Raw genomic sequence first — 16,586 nt, forward strand, 5'->3', positions numbered from 1 at the left:
CGCGAAGCCTGCTATTGCTTCTTCGCGTCCTTGACGTTTGCGTCGGCGCTGGCCTTGTCGGCGTCGGCCTGGGCATCGGTCTTTTTCTTGTCGGCCTTGGCCTGCGCGACCGCAGCCTTCTTGTCCGCCTTCGACTGTTCCTTGGCCGCCTTCTTGTCGGCATGCGTAACCGGCGCCGCGGCCGGATCGCTAGCCTGCGCGAATGCAGCCGACGACAGGCAACCCGCGACCAACGCGGCGACAAGCGTGGTCTTCGTGGAATTGGCAATGCTCATGCGATACCTCCCTTGAATCGAAATGCCCGGACCCGAAAGTCCGGTAAAGCGGCGGGCGCGGCGGCTAACCAAGCCGCCACCCGCCCTGCTCAAAACCCGGCCTTAATGCTTGACGTCGGTGCCGTCCGACTGGTCGCCCGTCTGGCCTTGCATGTTCATCTTCATTTCGTTGTTGGCGGTCTGCTTATCCGCCTTCTGATTGATCTTGGCGTCGCGCACCTGCTCCTTGTACTGCACCTTGGCGGCCTTCTGCTGTTCCTTCAGCTCCGCCTTGGATGCCTTCTTCGACGCGCGATATTCGGCGTTAGCCTTTGCGTTGGCGTCGCGCTTCTGCACCAGCGGGTCGGTCGAGCCCGACGCCGTCAGCCGCGTCGGCGCCGGCGTCACCGGCTGCACGCCCTGCGCGGCGGGGGCCGCGTCATTGCCTTGCATCTGAACCTGCGGCTGGCCTTCCGTACCCGCTGCCGGTTGCGCGGTCTGTGCGAACGCGGCGGTCGAAGCAAGGGCCGTCAGGGCGGTACCGATCAGAAGCGTACGAATCTGGGTCATGGCTAATCCTCTCCAAGTTGTTGTGACGCGGGCGACCTGTCTGGCGCTGCACATTCGAGCCCGTATGAGCGCGCTCTGCGTGCCTCGCCGGTCTGCTCGCTGCCAGATAAAAATCCAGCAGGCTTTCTCTACTGACCTGCACTTTACGAGTGAAGATCGGGTTTTACGACCACCGTTACGGAACGTTTCACTTTCCGACAAACGCATAACATCTGCTTGCAGATGCTCACACGACGGCGGCGTACACCGCGAACTTCATCCAGGGCAAGCTTCTGGCTTATGATGCGAACCCTTTGCCTGGAGGCGCAAACGCCATGCCCAACCTCGATTTCACGCTCACCGGCGACTACGTCGAACTGCACAATCTCCTGAAGATAACGGGGCTGGCGGACAGCGGCGGCTCGGCAAAAATGATGGTCGCCGACGGCGCGGTCACCGTCGACGGCCGGGTCGAGACGCGTAAAACCTGCAAGATCCGCGCGGGTCAGGTCGTGCTGCTAGGGGATACGCGGATCGCGGTTCACGAGGCCTGACTCGATGGGCTAATTCACGGGACTAACGCACGGGCTGACGCACAATCCGCAGTCCGAAAACTCGGAGGAACGGGCGCACCAAAATTGTGCCAATTCCATCGACATCGCCGCGCCTAAGCAATAAGCTGTCTGTTTCAACAGACCAACAATCGGCTGACACACTCGGCCGGCGGCCGCCTCGAGCGTTCGCCGAGGCTCATCGAGCCGCCGCCCTCGGCTCCGCTCGCGCGCACGTCGCGCCCGCCGTCGCACTGTCGCCACTTCCGCCGCCAGGCGCTCCATGACTCAATCCGGCATCACCCGTGTGGCCGCCCGGCCGCCGACCCTGACCCGCCACGCGGCGGACACCGCGCGGCTCGCCGCGCCGCTTGCCATCGCACAGCTCTCGCAAATGGCGATGGGCGTCACCGACACGATCCTGCTCGGCTCGCTCGGCCCCGACGCGCTCGCCGCCGGCGGCCTCGGCGCAAATCTGTTTTTCGTGGTGGTCACGCTGCTGCAAGGCGTGTTGACCTCCGTCAGCGTGAGCGTGTCGCACGCGCGCGGCGCGCAGGACGAAGGCCGCGTGCCGCACATCTACTGGACTGGTCTCGTGCTGTCCGTGCTGCTGTCGGTGCCGGCGTTCTTCCTGCTCTCGTTCGCCACGCCGATCCTGCTCGCTTTCGGCGAACCCGCGCTGCTCGCGCACAACGTCGGCGAATATTCGGCGGTGCTGCGTTGGGGCTCGCTCGGCAGCCTGATCGGGGTCGGCCTGATGCGGTCGTTTCTGCCGGCGATCGGCGCGGCCAAACGGCTTTTGTGGGTGTCGCTGGCGAGCGTCGGCGTGAACGGTTTTCTGAATTACGGCCTGATCCACGGCGCCTATGGTCTGCCGCGGCTCGGTTTTCTCGGCTCGGCGGCCGCGACCTCGATCACCGTCTGGCTGAGCGCGCTCGTGTTGATGGCGCTGCTGCATTTGCGCCCGCGTTATCGCCATTTCGTCGTCGCCACGCGGCCGAACGTGCCGCTGATGGGTGAACTGTTCGGCATCGGCTGGCCGGTCGCGATCACCTACGGCGTCGAGTCCACGCTCTTTCTCGCCACCGGCCTGATGGTCGGCCTGCTCGGCGAGTCGCAACTGGCCGCGCATCAGATCGCGCTGAATGTAGCCTCCGTGGCCTTCATGGTGCCGCTGGCGATAGGCCAGGCGGCGAACGTGCGCGTCGGCTTCTGGTCCGGCGCCGGCCAGCCGCTCGCCGCGCGCCACGCTGGTTTCGTCGCGCTCGCGCTCGGCGTCGCTTTCATGACGTTGTCGGGCCTCGTGCTGATCGCCGCCCCGCACTGGATCGTCGGCCTCTATCTGCATCTCGACGATCCGGCCAACGCGGCCACGGTCAAGCTCGCGAGTTCGCTGCTCGGCGTGGCGGCAATCTTCCAGATCGTCGATGGCATGCAGACGGTCGGCTCCGGCTGTCTGCGCGGCCTGAAAGACACGCGCGTACCGATGATCGCCGCCGCCTTCGGCTACTGGGCGATCGGTTTTCCGACCGGCTACACGCTGGCGTTTCACTTCGGCCTCGGCGCTCGCGGACTGTGGTGGGGACTCGCGGCCGGCCTCGCCAGCGTCGCGCTGCTGATGACGCTGCGCTTTCACAAACTGAGCCTGCGGCGCGTGCCGGCCGTGTCTGGCGCGTCGCCGGTTAAACCGGTTTGATGATGGGTTAAAAGCGCCGTGCCGGCCGCACTTGGCGGGTCGTGGATCAAAACCGTTCGACGCCGATGCCGAGTTAAAAGCGTCGTGCCGCCCGCGCCCGGCGGTTCGCCGATCAAACCCGGTTGACGCCGGGTGGCAGGTTAAAGGCGCCGCGCCGGCCACTCCCAGCGGCTCGCGGATCGATCCCGCGCGAAGTTACACCCGCAGCGCCATCAGACAACGCAGGGCCCGTTATGAGCCCAATCCGCGTGAAGCGCTAACCTGCAGCGCATGCAGCCACACTCGTCACACCGTCGCCCAACCCCGGTAGAACGATGCGCGCCTGGTTGCACGCGCAACCATCGACGCACGAGCAATTCACCGCGAACGGTAAAATACCGTGCTCCGGCGTAGACTCGCGCACCCGCACCCCCACGCCGAACCCCATTCGCGCCTCAAAAAGGCCAGCGCCGCCCGAAGGCCCATCACCCGCCAACAAGGCTTGCCGCGTTCACGCGACAGACTCCCGCAAGCGCGCCACCGCCGGTGGCGCGCCGCTCGACCGACCCTGCTTCTCGCCATAAAACATAATCAAGGACCACACGCCATGCTTGCCCGCGTCACCCGTCTTTTCCCGCTCTGGGCCGTGCTCGTTTCGATTGCCGCTTACTTCTCGCCCGCCTCGTTCGCAGGCGTCGCGCCGCACGTCACCACGCTGCTGACGATCATCATGCTGGCGATGGGCGTCACCCTTTCCGTGGCCGATTTCCAGCGCGTCTTCACGCGGCCCGCGCCGGTGATCGCCGGCATCGTGCTGCACTATCTCGTCATGCCGCTCGCCGCCTGGGTGATAGCCAAGGCGCTGCGCATGCCGCCCGATCTCACCGCCGGCATGGTGCTGGTGGGCAGCGTGGCAAGCGGTACGGCGTCGAACGTGATGATCTACCTGGCGCGCGGCGACGTCGCGTTGTCGGTGACGATCAGCGCGCTGTCGACGCTCGTCGGCGTGTTCGCGACGCCGCTGCTCACGCGTCTTTACGTGGACGCGTCGATCGCCGTCGACGTGCACGGCATGCTGATGAGCATTCTGCAAATCGTCGCGTTGCCGATCGTGGTCGGCCTGATCGTCAATCATCTGTTCGGCAAGGTCGTGCGCAAGATCGAACCGATCCTGCCGCTGATCTCGATGGTCGCGATCGTACTGATCATCGGCGCGGTGGTGGGCGGCACGCAGAAGAGCATCGCGTCGGTCGGCCTCGTGGTGATGCTGGGTGTGGTGCTGCATAACGGCATCGGCTTGCTCGGCGGCTATTGGGGCGGCCGTCTGCTCGGTTTCGACGAAGCCGTGTGCCGCACGCTCGCGATCGAAGTGGGCATGCAGAACTCGGGCCTTGCCGCGACGCTCGGCAAGCTCTATTTCACGCCGATCGCGGCCTTGCCCGGCGCGCTGTTTTCGGTGTGGCACAACCTGTCGGGCTCGCTGCTCGCCGGGTACTGGGCGGGACGTCCCGCGAAAAGTTGGACGCATGCGGATGGCGGACAGGTGTTGAATACCGAACGCGGTTAACAGGCAGGCCGCACGCGTCGAGCCGTTTCAGGATCTCGGTGCGCATGGCCTGCACGATCATGCATTCGACAACGGCTTCTGCCGTTACGTCCACGACGTAACGGCAGAGCCCGCAACGCGCGTGGTCCAACGCGAAAGTTCGATCGCCGGGACCGCCTGCAAGAACAGAAGCCCATCAGGCTGATTCCCCTTAGAATGCATTTCTCGACAGCGTGAGCCACTCACTCGCTGCCGCCATGAGAAGCCTGCAAACTAGGGGAAACGCGTGCCGTCGCATAGAGATCAAAGCCAGGCCGCACTGCAACGCACGTGCGCGTCCGGCATACTCAGGAAGTCCGCTTGGGGAACAACGAGACATTTCTTCCTGCTGTGTTGCGCAACAGCATTTTTGACTGCCTGCGCAACGAGGCCTCCCGCCACCGCATTCGACCGTCAAGTCACCCACGCACTCCCCGCCACGGAAAACACACCGCTGCATACGGCGCTCGCGCCGCTCGAAGCAGCGCATCCGGATCAGTCCGGTTTCCGTGTGCTCGCAAGCGGCACCGACGCCTTGCAGATGCGCATCGCACTGGCGCGCGCCGCGACCAAAACCCTCGACATGCAGTACTACATCGCCAACGAGGACACCACCGGCAAACTGCTGCTCGGCGCCGCGCTCTATGCGGCCGACCACGGCGTGCGGGTGCGCATGCTGGTCGACGACCTGAACTTCAAGGACATCGACCAGGTGATGGCGGGCTTGAACTCGCACAACAACATCGAGATTCGCGTCTTCAATCCGTTCGGCAGCGCGCAGCAAGGCGTATTCGAACGCACGACCAACGTTTTCACGCAGCTCGGCCATTTCACGCGCCGCATGCATAACAAGGCGATGATCGCGGACAACCAGATCGCGATCGTGGGCGGCCGCAATCTCGGCGACGAATACTTCAGCGCGAGCGAAACGCTGCAATTCCGCGATCTCGACGTGCTGGCCGCCGGCCCGATCACCGCCGACGTTTCCGCGAGTTTCGACGACTACTGGAACAGCAGCATCGCCTATCCGTTGCGCGTGCTGAACAAGCAGAAGTTCGACGCGAAGGAATTGGACAAGACGCGCGACGACTTGCGTCAGCACTGGCGCACCAACGCCGATCCGTACAACGCCAAGCCGCTGAACGCGACGCCGCTCGCCACGCAGATCGCCAACGATCAGCTCGGTTTGACCTGGGCGCCGGCCGAGTTCAAAGCGGACTTGCCCGAGAAGATCGTGCATCCGTCGCCGGATTATGTGAGTCCACCGATGCAGCGGCTCGGCGAATTGATGCGCGACGCGCAGAAGGACTTCCTGATCATTTCGCCCTACTTCGTGCCGCACGATTCGGGCGTCAAGGCGGCCGGCGAACTGACGCATCGCGGCGTTCGCATCGCCGTGCTGACCAATTCGCTCGCCGCCACCGACGCGGTCGCCGTGCAGGCGGGCTACAGTCCATTTCGCGTGCCGCTTCTAAAACAGGGCGTCGAGTTATACGAATTCAAGCCGCAGCAGGACACGCCCCCTGCGGGCGTGGCCGGCTCGCAGTCGCGCGCCAGTCTGCATGCGAAAACCTATGTGATCGATCGCAAGATTCTGGTGATCGGCTCGATGAATCTCGACCCGCGCTCGGCCAATCTGAACACTGAACTGGCGCTGGTGATCCACAGTCCGGCGCTCGCCGAACAGGTCGCGGGAATCTTCGAACGCGCCACGGCGCCCGAGGAAAGCTATCGCGTCACGCTCGCCGACGACGCGCAACTCGCCTACCTGCGCTCGATCGGCGCGCCGCTGTCGCCGCTCGTGTGGACCGACGTCGAAAACGGCGCGCGCCGCACGTACATATTCGATCCGCAGGCCGGCTTGTACCGGAACGCGCTAACAGGTCTATTCTCCTTATTGCCCGTTAACGCAGAACTTTGATCAGCGGAGTGGAACATGACTGAAGACGTACGAATGGAGCGGGACACGTTCGGCGAGATCGCCGTGCCGAACGCCCGTCTATGGGGCGCGCAGACTCAGCGCTCACTGCAGAATTTCCGCATTTCGACCGAGAAGCAATCGCCCGAACTGATCGTCGCGCTCGCCGTCATCAAGCGCGCCGCCGCCGAAGTCAACCTCGGCCTCGGCGTGCTGGACGAAAGCAAGGCGAAGGCGATCATGCAGGCCGCCGACGAGATCATCGACGGCAAGCATCCGGATGAATTTCCGCTGGCCGTCTGGCAGACCGGCTCCGGCACGCAGACCAACATGAACCTCAACGAGGTGATTGCGAATCGCGCGAGCGAGTTGCTCGGCGGCGTGCGCGGCGAAGAGCGCAAAGTGCATCCGAACGACGACGTGAATCGCGGCCAATCGTCGAACGACGTGTTTCCGACCGCCATGCACGTGGCCGCGGCGTATGCGATCGTCAAGCATCTGCAGCCGGCGCTGAAGACGCTGCGCGATACGCTCGACGGCAAGGCGAAGGCGTTTGCCGACATCGTCAAGATCGGCCGCACGCACTTGCAGGACGCCACGCCGCTCACGCTCGGCCAGGAGTTTTCGGGCTACGTCGCGCAACTCGATCATGGCATTCGTCACGTGGAAACGGCGCTGCCGCATCTGTACGAACTGGCGCAAGGCGGAACCGCGGTCGGCACCGGTTTGAACGCGCATCCGCAGTTCGCGGACAAGGTGGCGGCCGCGATCGGCAAGCTGACCGGTTTGCCGTTCGTGTCGGCGCCGAACAAATTCGAAGTGATGGCCGCGGCCGACGCGCTGGTATTCGCGCACGGCGCGCTGAAGACGGTGGCGGCGAGTCTGAACAAGATCGCCAACGACGTTCGCTGGCTCGCAAGCGGCCCGCGTTGCGGCCTGGGTGAACTATCGATTCCCGAGAATGAGCCGGGCAGCTCGATCATGCCGGGCAAAGTCAATCCGACTCAGTCCGAAGCATTGACGATGCTGTGCGCGCAGGTGTTCGGCAATGATGTCGCGGTGAATATCGGCGGCGCGAGCGGCAATTTCGAGCTGAACGTGTTCCGGCCGATGATCGCGCACAACGTGCTGCAATCGGTCCGCCTGCTCGCCGACGGCGCGCGCAGTTTCAACGACAACTGCGCGGTCGGCATCGAACCGAATCGCGAGCGCATCGAGACCTTGCTCAACGAATCGCTGATGCTGGTGACGGCGCTCAATCCGCACATCGGCTACGACAAGGCCGCGAAGATCGCCAAGAAGGCACACAAGGAAGGCACCACGCTGAAGGCGGCGGCGCTGGCGCTCGGTTTCGTCACCGAGCAGCAGTTCGATGAATGGGTGCGGCCGAAGGATATGGTCGGCAATTCGGCGAGTTAGGCAACTGCGCGCTCACGCTTGGCCGACCTGGCTGACTTGCAGGCCGCAAGCCCGGCGTGATTCAAAACAACAGCAGTCCGCGCGGATTTCAACTTCGCGCGGACCGCGAGCGGCGCCTTCAGGCGCCGCTTAAACCTTCCCCTGCGCCACCTCTTCCGGCTTCAGTTCGACGATCGCGTCGAGCGCTTCCTTCACGTCTATCGCGTATCTGGCGAGGCGCTTCTGTTCGTCTGTCTCCGGCACGAAGGCCGGCACCGGCACCGGCTGGCCGTTTTCGTTGACGGCGACCATCACGATCAGACAATCGGTGGTTTGCAGCAGTTCGCCGCCCTTCGGATCGCCCGCCTGCACCGAAACATGAATGTGCATGCTGGTGCGGCCCGTGGCCACGACCCGGGCGCGCAGTTCGACCAGGTTGCCGACCAGAATCGGCCGGCGAAAGCGGATATTGCCCACGCTGACCGTCACGCAATAGCGACCGGACCACACCGCCGAGCATGCGTACGCGGTTTCGTCGATCCACTTCATCAACGCACCGCCGTGCACCTTGCCGCCGAAATTGACCGAGCTCGGCTCGGCCAGAAAGCGGAAAGTGGTTTCGGAACGATCCAGCGGCGCTACGGAAGGGTTGCTCATCTTGACTCCGGTCAATCGGATGCATTGAAAGGAGGCGATTATACGAGCGCAATATTGACGCGTCGCGGCTGGGATGCGGCACGCGGGAGAAGGCCGGTGGGAGCACGGGTTTGGCTTGCGGGGAGCTTTCGTTTTGGTTGCGCGTTCAACTCGCTTCGGCAAGCTCCGAGGCGGTTTCGGAAACAGCCCCGTTCCGCGGCGCGGCCGCCGACATGAAGCGCTCGCGATAATCGAGCGGCAGCACGCCGAAACGTCGCAGAAAAGCCCGCCGCAGGTTCTGTTCGCTGCCGAATCCGCAGTCGAGCGCGATTCGCTTGAGCGGCCGGCGCGATTCGGCGAGCGCGCGCGAAGCGGCTTCCAGACGCAGTGCCGAGACGGTTTTAGCCGGCGTGCGGCCGACCTCGTCCACGTAGCGCCGCGCGAAGGTGCGCGGGCTCATCCGGGTTCGTTCGGCGAGCCGCTCGACCGACAGGTCGTCGCGCAAATGCGCCGTCATCCAGCTGTGCAGCGCCTCGAAAGGCCCGTTCGCCGAGGCCTGCGCCGCCAGCGCCGCGCTGTATTGCGACTGCCCGCCCGGCCGCTTCATGAAGACCACCAGCCGCCGCGCCGCCTGCATCGCGACCGCGTGACCGACGTCCTCCTCGATCAGCGCCAGCGCCAGATCGATGCCCGCCGTCACGCCCGCCGACGTCCAGACGACGCCATCGCCTTCGTGACGCCCGGCATCGCGGATAAAGATCGGATCGGCATCCACATGGACGTTGGGAAACCGCTGCGCGAGGCGCGGCGCGTCGCGCCAATGCGTGGTCGCTCGGCGGCCGTCGAGCAGGCCCGCCGCCGCCAGATAGAACGCGCCGGTGCACACCGAGCACACGCGCCGGGCACGCGGCGCATGGCGCCGGATCCACGCGACGAGTTCCGGTTCCAGCGTGCAATGTTCGTCGACAGGGACGCCGGGAACGATCAGCGTGTCGATCGGCTGGTCGTCGAGTGAATCGAGGCGTTCGGTGACGATCGGCAAGCCGGGGAAAGTCTGCAATATGCCGCCGTCGATCGAGGCGACCGTGGTGCGGTAGGCCAATGGCTGGGGCAGGCTGCGACCCGGGGAACTAGCCGAACTCGCTGCACTAGGTGCACTGTACGAATTCGCCGCGTCGTTCGAAGTAGCCGAACTGGCCGCGCCAGCCGAACCGTACGAATTGGCCGCGCTGTCCGAACCAGACGAACCCGCCGACTGACCTGCACCAGCCGAACTCGCCCCACTACCCGCACTGCCCGATATGCCCGATCGGCCCGCGTCGCGGACGACTCCCTCGTCGTTGTCCACGGCTTGGCCGACTCCCGCCCCCGCTGTCCCCGCGACCGTTAACTCCGCGCGCCAGAACGCCTCCAGGGGTCCGCAGGCGTCGAGCAGCACCAGATCCGGTGCGACCGCGAAAACGATATGACGCGCCGCCATCAGGACACCTCCGCCATTAACCGCCGCTTGCGCGACCACGCGTACCCGAGCGTGGCCAGCGCCGCCGCCGCAAGCAGCGGAAATATCGCGGCATTGATCGTCGCCCAGCCGAAGCGGGCCAGCAATTGACCGGCGAACAGCGACCCCAGCGCGGAAAACGCGAACGTCGTGAACTCGCTGGTGGCCTGCGTCTTGGCCCGCTCCGACGGCCGGTACGATTGCGCGAGCAGCGTCGAGCCGCCGACGAACATGAAATTCCAGCCCACGCCAAGACAGGCGAGCGCCGCGTAGAAATGCGGCAGATCGGTTGAACGCAACGCGAGTACGCCGCACAGCGCCGAGAGCGCAATGCCCGCGCCGATCACCCGCAGCACGCCGAAGTGTTTGATCAGCCGTGCGGAAAAGAGCGACGGCGCGAACATGCCGACCAGGTGCCACTGGATGACCTGCGCGCCGTCGCCGATCGTGTGGCCGCAGGCGACCGCGGCGATCGGCGTCGCGGTCATCACGAACATCATCACAGCGTAGCCGAGCGCGTTGTTGGCGAGCGCCGCCGCGAAGATCGGCTGCCGCACGATCTCGCCGAGCGGCCGCGCCGCCTCGTGAGTCGCCGCCGTGCTCGCGGTGGGAGCCGCGTCGCGATACAGCAGCGTTAGCAACGCTATCGATAAAAGCCCGAAGCCCGTTACCAGCGCATACGAACCCGCGAATGCGACCGGCGCCAGCCAGTCCTTGCTCCACGCGGCAAGCAGCGGCCCGCAAACGGCGGCCACCACGCCGCCCGCCAGCACGGTCGAAATCGCGCGGCTTTTATCGTCGATGCCGACCGCGTCGGCGGCGGCCAGCCGGTAATACTGCGCGAACGCCTGGAACACGCCGACTGTCGACGTGCCGGCGCAGAAGGCCCAGAAACTGTGGTGAAAGATCGCCCACACCGAAATCGCGCCGCCTAGCGCGCCGACGCCCGCGCCGAGCACGAAGCCCGCGCGGCGGCCGATGCGCGCCATCAGGAACGACGCGAAGATCGTCGTCAGCGCGGCGGCGACGGTGATCAGCGAGAACGGCAGCGTGGCGAGCGCTTTGTCGTCGGCAAGCGTATAGCCGACCAGACCGGTCAGCGTCAGATCGATCGATACCGACGAGGTGTACAGCGCCTGGCACACGGCGAGCACGCGCGCGGCACGCCGGTCGTGCGGATCGGTGTCGCGCAGGCCGGGTGCATGGGCTGGAACGGTGGAAGCGGCGGACGGTGGCATCGATAGGCCGCGGGGCGGCGGAAGTGAGGTGACCCCGATCGTTACATGAGCGCCGATGGCAGAGATGCCAATGATGCATCAATTTCTGCCAGTCGTGATGAGTCGCCGACCGCTCGCCTATTTGCGGACGGAGATGCCTTCGTCGATGGTGCCGTACATCGTGATGCTGCCGGTGCCCGCGCCCGATCCCGACGCCGCGCCGCCCTGCGCGCATGCGCCGAGCAGCAAGGCTGCGGCAAGGACGGCAAGAAGAGTTTTCATGGCTGCGTGTTTCCCGCTAGGACAGGCTTCGATTCTAGCCTGGCGGTCTTGGGCGGCACCGGAGCGCGGCTCGGTGCCACCGCCCAACCCCGACACCGGCTCCGCGTCCGCCAGGTTTTCGTAGCCGCCGCTTTCGACACTTCACGCTAAGCTGAAACATCGAATCACGCAGCCCGATACAGTGGTCTACATGGCGCGACGAAAGCGCCGCTCTCCGGAGACGTCAGATGCCCGCCACTCTCGCAGACGAACAGAACCAGAACCATTTCCCTGGCTTGAGCCGCATCGGCGCACTGCTCGCCGATCCCGGCCGCGCCGCCATGCTGTGGGCACTGATGGACGGCAGCGCTCGCCCGGCCGGTGAGCTGACGATAATCGCCGGGCTCTCGCCGTCGGCGGCCAGCGCCCATCTCGCGCGCCTGACCGACGGCGGCCTGCTCGCGCTCGAAGTGCGCGGCCGGCATCGCTACTTCCGGATCGCGTCGCCGGATATCGCCGCGTCGATCGAAGCGCTCGCCAATGTCGCTCAAGTCAGCGCGCCGCAGCGTCCCGTGCCGCGCCCGGTGCGCACCGTGCCGCTCGACATGCGCTACGCGCGCACCTGTTACGACCATATGGCCGGCGAATTGTCGGTGCGCGTGTTCGAGCAGCTGGTCGAGCGCGGCCTGCTGACGCTGCACGGCACGTCGCTGGAAGCCACCGCCGAAGGCGTTGCCCGCCTCGCCGACTGGGGCATCGACATGTCGGTCCAGAAAACCCGGCGCCGCCGCTTTGCGTGCACCTGTCCCGACTGGAGCGAACGGCGTCCGCATCTGGGCGGCGCCCTCGGCGCGGCGCTGCTCGATTCGTGGACGTCGCACGGCTGGGTCGAGCGCACCGAGCGGCCGCGAATTCTGCGCATCACGCCGGCCGGGCATCGCCATTTCGACGCGTTTCTTGCTGGGTGACGCGTGGCTGACTGCCTGATGGGTTACAGGAAATCGGCAACCAGCTTACGAATGGCCTTATCGAGACCTTTTGTTACACGGTGGTGAGGCGGCCTTACAAAAGTGGGGGTCTTGAAACAAACGCCACGGGTACAGTGACTGCACGGATGCCGCACGATGCCGCGTCCGTCGGAGATAAATCATGAGAACAGTCACCCCACACCGCTATTCGAACCGCCGGGTTATCGGCTATACGTTGATCGCAGCCGCCGCCTTCCTGCTGGCAGGCCAGGCCACCTTCGCGCAGGAAATCGAGGAGGCGCCGCAGAGCGCCGCCGCCACGCAGAACACCGATCCGCCCGGCCGCGTCGCGCGCCTGAACTATACGGCGGGCGCCGTGACCACCGAACCGGCCGGCGCTACCGACTGGTCGTACGCGCAGATCAACCGCCCTCTCACCACCGGCGACCAGTTGTGGAACGATCAGAACGCCCGCTCGGAGCTCCACATCGGTTCGACCGCGGTGCGCCTCGGATCGTCCACAAGTCTCGATCTGCTCAATCTCGACGACAACAGCGCCCAGCTCAAAGTCGCGCAGGGCACGCTGTCGGCGCGCGTGCGCGAGCTCGCGCCGGGTTCGTCCTATGAGATCGATACGCCGAATCTCGCGCTCGGTCTCAACGGTCCCGGCGACTACCGCGTCGACGTCGCGCCGGACGGCAGCAGCACGACCGTCACCGTGCGCAGCGGCGGCGCGACGGTGTACGGCGACAGCGGCCAGGTGCCGGTCGCGGCCGGCCAGCAAATCCGCTTTGGCGGCACCAACCTGCAACAGCTCGCCGACAACGGCGTACCCGGCCTCGACGCCTTCGATCAGTGGGCCGCCGGCCGCGACGCTGCGGAAGACCGCTCGGTGTCGGCGCGCTACGTGTCGCGCGACATTCCCGGCTACCAGGACCTCGACGCTAACGGCACATGGCAAAGCTCGCCGCAATACGGCGAAGTGTGGGTGCCGCGCGGCACGTCCGCCGGCTGGGCGCCCTATCGCGACGGCCACTGGGTCTGGCAGGCGCCGTGGGGCTGGACCTGGGTCGACGACGCGCCGTGGGGCTTCGCGCCCTACCACTACGGCCGCTGGGCGCAGGTCGACGACACGTGGGCATGGGTGCCGGGACCGGTCGCGGTCAGCGAGCCGCCCGTCTACGCGCCGGCGCTCGTCGCTTTCGTGGGCGGCGGTGGCGGCGGCGTGAACTGGGGTGTGGATCTGGCGATCGGCGGAGCGGTCGCCGCCGGCGTCGCGTGGTTCCCGCTCGGGCCGGGCGAGCCGTGGCATCCGCATTGGGGCGGTCACGATCACTGGAGTCCCGGCTACTACAACCGCGTCAACCAGACGACGATCGTCAACAACTACAACCGCAATGTGAATGTGACCAACATTCACAACACGTACATCAACTACCGCGCTCCGGGCGCCGTGACCGCGGTGCCCGCGACGGCCTTCGTGCACGGACAGCCGGTCGGGCGCTTTGCCCAGAAGGTCGATCCGCGGCAATGGCGCAACGCGCAGATCAACCCGGGCGGTCCGGGCATCGCGCCGGTGCGGGAGAGTTTCGGGCCGGGCCAGCGCAACGCGAATTACCGGCCGCCGGCGGCGGTGATGACGCGTCCGGTGGTGGCGACGCGTAGTCCGGCGATGCCGGCGGCCTATCACGACAGCCTCGCGCAGCGTTTCGCGCAAAGCGGCGGACGAGTGCCGGGCGGCGGTCAGCCGATCGTGCGGACCTCGGTGCCGGCGCACATGGCGGGCGGACCGAGCGCGCTGCCCGTGCAGAACGTGCGGGTCGTGCAGTCGCATATCGCCGGACGTGCGCCGGGCATGGCAGCGGGCGCACTGGGTGGACCGAATGGGATGCAGCAGCGGCCGGGCGAAGCACCGCGCGGTGGAGAGCAGCAAGCACGCCCAGGGATGCCGCCGGGTGCGCCGGGCGGAGCGGGCGCTATGCAACAGCAGGCCGCTCAGCGGCCGGGTGAAACACCGCATGGCGGCGAACCGCAAGCGCGGCCGGGCATGGCGCCGCAGATGGCCAATCAGCGGCCGCAGGCTGGGGAGGCGGGGCACCCGTCGAACGGTGTGCCGCGTCCGCCGCAAGCGAACGGTGGCAATCACGCGGGGTTTGCGCAGCAGCAACAGCAGCAGCCGCAGCGGGGAATGCCGCAGCAGGCGGGGCAGCAGCCGGGCGTGAACGAGCGGCACGAGCCCGCCTGGACTCAACCGCACACGCCGATGGCGCAGCAAGCCCAACAGCGTGGCGGCCCGCAGCCGCAGGCTGGACGCCCGGAGTTCGCGCAACAGCCCGGCGCGGCGCGTCCCGGGGAAAATCCGGCGGCCCAGCAGCAACAGCAGCAGGCGCGTCAGCAGGAAATTCGGCCGCAGCCGCAGCAACAGGCTCAACTGCAGCGTCAGCCCGAGCCGCAGGCGCAGCGTCCGGCGGAAACCCAGGCGCAGCAACAGCCGCGTCAGGAATATCATCCGCAGCCCGTGCAGCAGCCGATGCAGCAGCCGCGTCAGGAACCGCGTCAGCAGCAGGCGCAGCAGCAACCTCGGCCGGAGTTTCATCCGCAGCCGCAGCCTCAACAGCAGCCGCACCAGCAGCAGGCGCAACAACAGCCCCGGCCGGAGTTTCATCCGCAGCCGCAACAGCAGCCGCGCCAGGAACCGCGTCCGCAGCAGGCGCAGCAGCCGCGTCCTCAGGCACAGCCGCAGCACGGCGACCAGCATTCGGGCGGCGGCAACCATGACGAGCATCGGAAAAGCTGAGCGCCTCGCGCCTGAGAGCCGGCAGAGAGCGTAAAAAAACCGCCGCGATTCGCATCGCGGCGGTTTTTCTTTATGCGAATGGGCCGCTTATCGACCCGGCCGACGCTCAAACGGCCATCGGCGCCGTGAGCGGCTCGTGATGCCGGTAGCCGACCAGCGAGAAATCCGCCGGCTCGATCTTTTCAAGCCATTCCGGCTCGTACACGCCGGTTTTCGCATACTCCGGCACGCGCTCCGAGATCGCGAAGCTTGGGCTTTCATATGGCTCGCGCTTGAGCTGCTGCTGCAACATGTCGAGCTGATTCTCGTAGATATGCGCGTCGCCGATGAAATAGGTGAACCAGCGCGGCGTATATCCCGTCAATCGCCCCACCAGATGCAGCAACGCCGCGCCTTCGGTCAGATTGAACGGCGTGCCGAGCCCGACGTCGTTACTGCGAATGTACAGGCACAGCGAAATTTCCCTGGTCACGGCATTCGGCAGGAACTGATACAGCAGATGGCAAGCCGGCAATGCGATCTGGTCCAGTACCGCCGGGTTCCACGCATGAAACAAAATGCGCCGGTCCGCGGGGTTATGCATGATCGTGTCGAGACACTGGCGCAGCTGGTCGATTGCCTTGTACAGCAGGATTTTGTTGCTGCCGTCTTCCTCGAATTCGGTCACCACCTGGAAGCCGCGCGCGGTCGCGTCGGCGAGTTGCGCGCCCGCGTTCGCGTCCAGCACCTTGTAGGCGGGCCACTGGCGCCACTGCACGCCGTACACGTCGCCGAGATCGTCCGGACCCTGCCGGTAGGGATTGGCGAGCCATTGCGGATTCTGGTTGGCATTCGCGTCCCACACCTTGCAGCCGAGATCGCGGAAATCCGCCGCGCTGCGCGAAGCGCGCAGGAACCCGACCAGTTCGCCCACCGCCGATTTGAACGCCAGCTTTTTCGTGGTCACCGCGGGAAAACCTTGCTGGAGATCGAAGCGCAACATCGCGCCCGGCATGCTGATGGTGCGGATGCCAGTGCGGTTCTCCTGCCACGTGCCGGTGTCGAGAATCGTGCGGACGAGGTCGAGGTATTGTTTCATTCGGGTTCCTTCGACGAGACGCGGGCCGGTTTGATCCGGGCGTCACGGAGATTGAGCGGAAAACCCGATTTTAACAAGCACGGCGGGACGACGCCCGGGCGTGACGCGCGGCATCGAAAATATCAAGAGAAAAGGTAAGGCGAGGTGGTGCGAGAGTGGCGCGAGCGCACGGCATGAAACCGGTCGCAGAATCGCTCGATA

Annotated in this window: 14 protein-coding genes; 7 read left to right on the plus strand and 7 right to left on the minus strand. The window is 65.9% G+C overall.

Translation table 11 applies throughout. The features are described 5' to 3' along the window. Positions 1-11: 11 nt before the first annotated feature. Both BPHYT_RS14585 and BPHYT_RS14590 read right to left on the minus strand, forming a co-directional pair. Positions 12-275 (minus strand): hypothetical protein, encoded by a 264-nt coding sequence (locus BPHYT_RS14585; protein ID WP_012433915.1) that lies wholly within the window; start codon positions 273-275, stop codon positions 12-14. A 102-nt stretch (positions 276-377) separates the two neighbouring features. Continuing rightward, positions 378-824, minus strand: coding sequence for a hypothetical protein (locus BPHYT_RS14590; protein WP_012433916.1), 447 nt, complete (start codon positions 822-824; stop codon positions 378-380). A 314-nt stretch (positions 825-1,138) separates the two neighbouring features. Here BPHYT_RS14590 and BPHYT_RS14595 point away from each other — a divergent pair, with 314 nt between their 5' ends. From BPHYT_RS14595 to fumC, 5 genes are all read left to right on the plus strand, one after another. After that, entirely contained in the window at positions 1,139-1,357 is a 219-nt protein-coding gene (locus tag BPHYT_RS14595) for an RNA-binding S4 domain-containing protein (protein ID WP_011489423.1), read from the plus strand. A 280-nt stretch (positions 1,358-1,637) separates the two neighbouring features. Further along, the gene (locus BPHYT_RS14600; RefSeq protein WP_012433917.1) at positions 1,638-3,050 is read left to right on the plus strand and encodes an MATE family efflux transporter; all 1,413 of its coding nucleotides are present in this window, start codon (positions 1,638-1,640) and stop codon (positions 3,048-3,050) included. A 586-nt stretch (positions 3,051-3,636) separates the two neighbouring features. Beyond that, positions 3,637-4,596 (plus strand): ketopantoate/pantoate/pantothenate transporter PanS, encoded by a 960-nt coding sequence (gene panS / locus BPHYT_RS14605; protein WP_012433919.1) that lies wholly within the window; start codon positions 3,637-3,639, stop codon positions 4,594-4,596. Between the two features lie 322 nt (positions 4,597-4,918). After that, positions 4,919-6,535 carry a phospholipase D family protein gene (locus BPHYT_RS14610; protein WP_049869176.1) on the plus strand — a complete coding sequence of 539 codons (1,617 nt, stop codon included), beginning with the start codon at positions 4,919-4,921 and terminating at the stop codon, positions 6,533-6,535. Between the two features lie 15 nt (positions 6,536-6,550). Then, positions 6,551-7,951 carry a class II fumarate hydratase gene (fumC, locus tag BPHYT_RS14615; RefSeq protein ID WP_012433921.1) on the plus strand — a complete coding sequence of 467 codons (1,401 nt, stop codon included), beginning with the start codon at positions 6,551-6,553 and terminating at the stop codon, positions 7,949-7,951. Positions 7,952-8,080: 129 nt separating this feature from the next. Here the strand turns inward: fumC and BPHYT_RS14620 are convergent, their stop codons facing one another. The 4 genes from BPHYT_RS14620 to BPHYT_RS38680 all read right to left on the minus strand — a co-directional run bounded on the left by BPHYT_RS14620 (position 8,081) and on the right by BPHYT_RS38680 (position 11,563). Beyond that, positions 8,081-8,587: an acyl-CoA thioesterase gene (locus tag BPHYT_RS14620; RefSeq protein WP_012433922.1), complete on the minus strand. Its 507-nt coding sequence runs from the start codon at positions 8,585-8,587 to the stop codon at positions 8,081-8,083. 145 nt (positions 8,588-8,732) lie between these two features. Then, the gene (locus tag BPHYT_RS14625) at positions 8,733-10,046 is read right to left on the minus strand and encodes a GlxA family transcriptional regulator (protein ID WP_012433923.1); all 1,314 of its coding nucleotides are present in this window, start codon (positions 10,044-10,046) and stop codon (positions 8,733-8,735) included. Continuing rightward, positions 10,046-11,302: an MFS transporter gene (locus tag BPHYT_RS14630; RefSeq protein WP_012433924.1), complete on the minus strand. Its 1,257-nt coding sequence runs from the start codon at positions 11,300-11,302 to the stop codon at positions 10,046-10,048. The genes BPHYT_RS14625 and BPHYT_RS14630 overlap by 1 nt, the downstream gene beginning before the upstream one ends. A 117-nt stretch (positions 11,303-11,419) precedes the next feature. After that, positions 11,420-11,563 carry a hypothetical protein gene (locus BPHYT_RS38680; RefSeq protein WP_012433925.1) on the minus strand — a complete coding sequence of 48 codons (144 nt, stop codon included), beginning with the start codon at positions 11,561-11,563 and terminating at the stop codon, positions 11,420-11,422. 227 nt (positions 11,564-11,790) lie between these two features. Here BPHYT_RS38680 and BPHYT_RS14635 point away from each other — a divergent pair, with 227 nt between their 5' ends. Together BPHYT_RS14635 and BPHYT_RS36675 are read left to right on the plus strand one after the other, a co-directional pair. Beyond that, positions 11,791-12,510 (plus strand): ArsR/SmtB family transcription factor, encoded by a 720-nt coding sequence (locus tag BPHYT_RS14635; protein WP_012433926.1) that lies wholly within the window; start codon positions 11,791-11,793, stop codon positions 12,508-12,510. Positions 12,511-12,691: 181 nt separating this feature from the next. Further along, on the plus strand, positions 12,692-15,307 hold the full coding sequence (locus tag BPHYT_RS36675; RefSeq protein ID WP_012433927.1) for a DUF6600 domain-containing protein: 2,616 nt from the start codon (positions 12,692-12,694) through the stop codon (positions 15,305-15,307). Between the two features lie 106 nt (positions 15,308-15,413). On the opposite strand, the gene BPHYT_RS14650 is transcribed toward BPHYT_RS36675, so the two are convergent. Then, entirely contained in the window at positions 15,414-16,385 is a 972-nt protein-coding gene (locus BPHYT_RS14650) for a thymidylate synthase (protein WP_012433928.1), read from the minus strand. Positions 16,386-16,586: the final 201 nt, after the last annotated feature.

Source organism: Paraburkholderia phytofirmans PsJN, assembly GCF_000020125.1.
In the GTDB taxonomy this organism is placed as follows: domain Bacteria; phylum Pseudomonadota; class Gammaproteobacteria; order Burkholderiales; family Burkholderiaceae; genus Paraburkholderia; species Paraburkholderia phytofirmans.

Coding starts and splice junctions, on each gene's coding strand:
- BPHYT_RS14635 (WP_012433926.1), top strand. CDS start 11,791: ATGCCCGCCACTCTCGCAGACGAACAGAACCAGAACCATTTCCCTGGC.
- BPHYT_RS36675 (WP_012433927.1), top strand. CDS start 12,692: ATGAGAACAGTCACCCCACACCGCTATTCGAACCGCCGGGTTATCGGC.
- BPHYT_RS14585 (WP_012433915.1), bottom strand. CDS start 275: ATGAGCATTGCCAATTCCACGAAGACCACGCTTGTCGCCGCGTTGGTC.
- BPHYT_RS38680 (WP_012433925.1), bottom strand. CDS start 11,563: ATGAAAACTCTTCTTGCCGTCCTTGCCGCAGCCTTGCTGCTCGGCGCA.
- BPHYT_RS14620 (WP_012433922.1), bottom strand. CDS start 8,587: ATGAGCAACCCTTCCGTAGCGCCGCTGGATCGTTCCGAAACCACTTTC.
- BPHYT_RS14630 (WP_012433924.1), bottom strand. CDS start 11,302: ATGCCACCGTCCGCCGCTTCCACCGTTCCAGCCCATGCACCCGGCCTG.
- BPHYT_RS14650 (WP_012433928.1), bottom strand. CDS start 16,385: ATGAAACAATACCTCGACCTCGTCCGCACGATTCTCGACACCGGCACG.
- BPHYT_RS14595 (WP_011489423.1), top strand. CDS start 1,139: ATGCCCAACCTCGATTTCACGCTCACCGGCGACTACGTCGAACTGCAC.
- fumC (WP_012433921.1), top strand. CDS start 6,551: ATGACTGAAGACGTACGAATGGAGCGGGACACGTTCGGCGAGATCGCC.
- panS (WP_012433919.1), top strand. CDS start 3,637: ATGCTTGCCCGCGTCACCCGTCTTTTCCCGCTCTGGGCCGTGCTCGTT.
- BPHYT_RS14590 (WP_012433916.1), bottom strand. CDS start 824: ATGACCCAGATTCGTACGCTTCTGATCGGTACCGCCCTGACGGCCCTT.
- BPHYT_RS14600 (WP_012433917.1), top strand. CDS start 1,638: ATGACTCAATCCGGCATCACCCGTGTGGCCGCCCGGCCGCCGACCCTG.
- BPHYT_RS14625 (WP_012433923.1), bottom strand. CDS start 10,046: ATGGCGGCGCGTCATATCGTTTTCGCGGTCGCACCGGATCTGGTGCTG.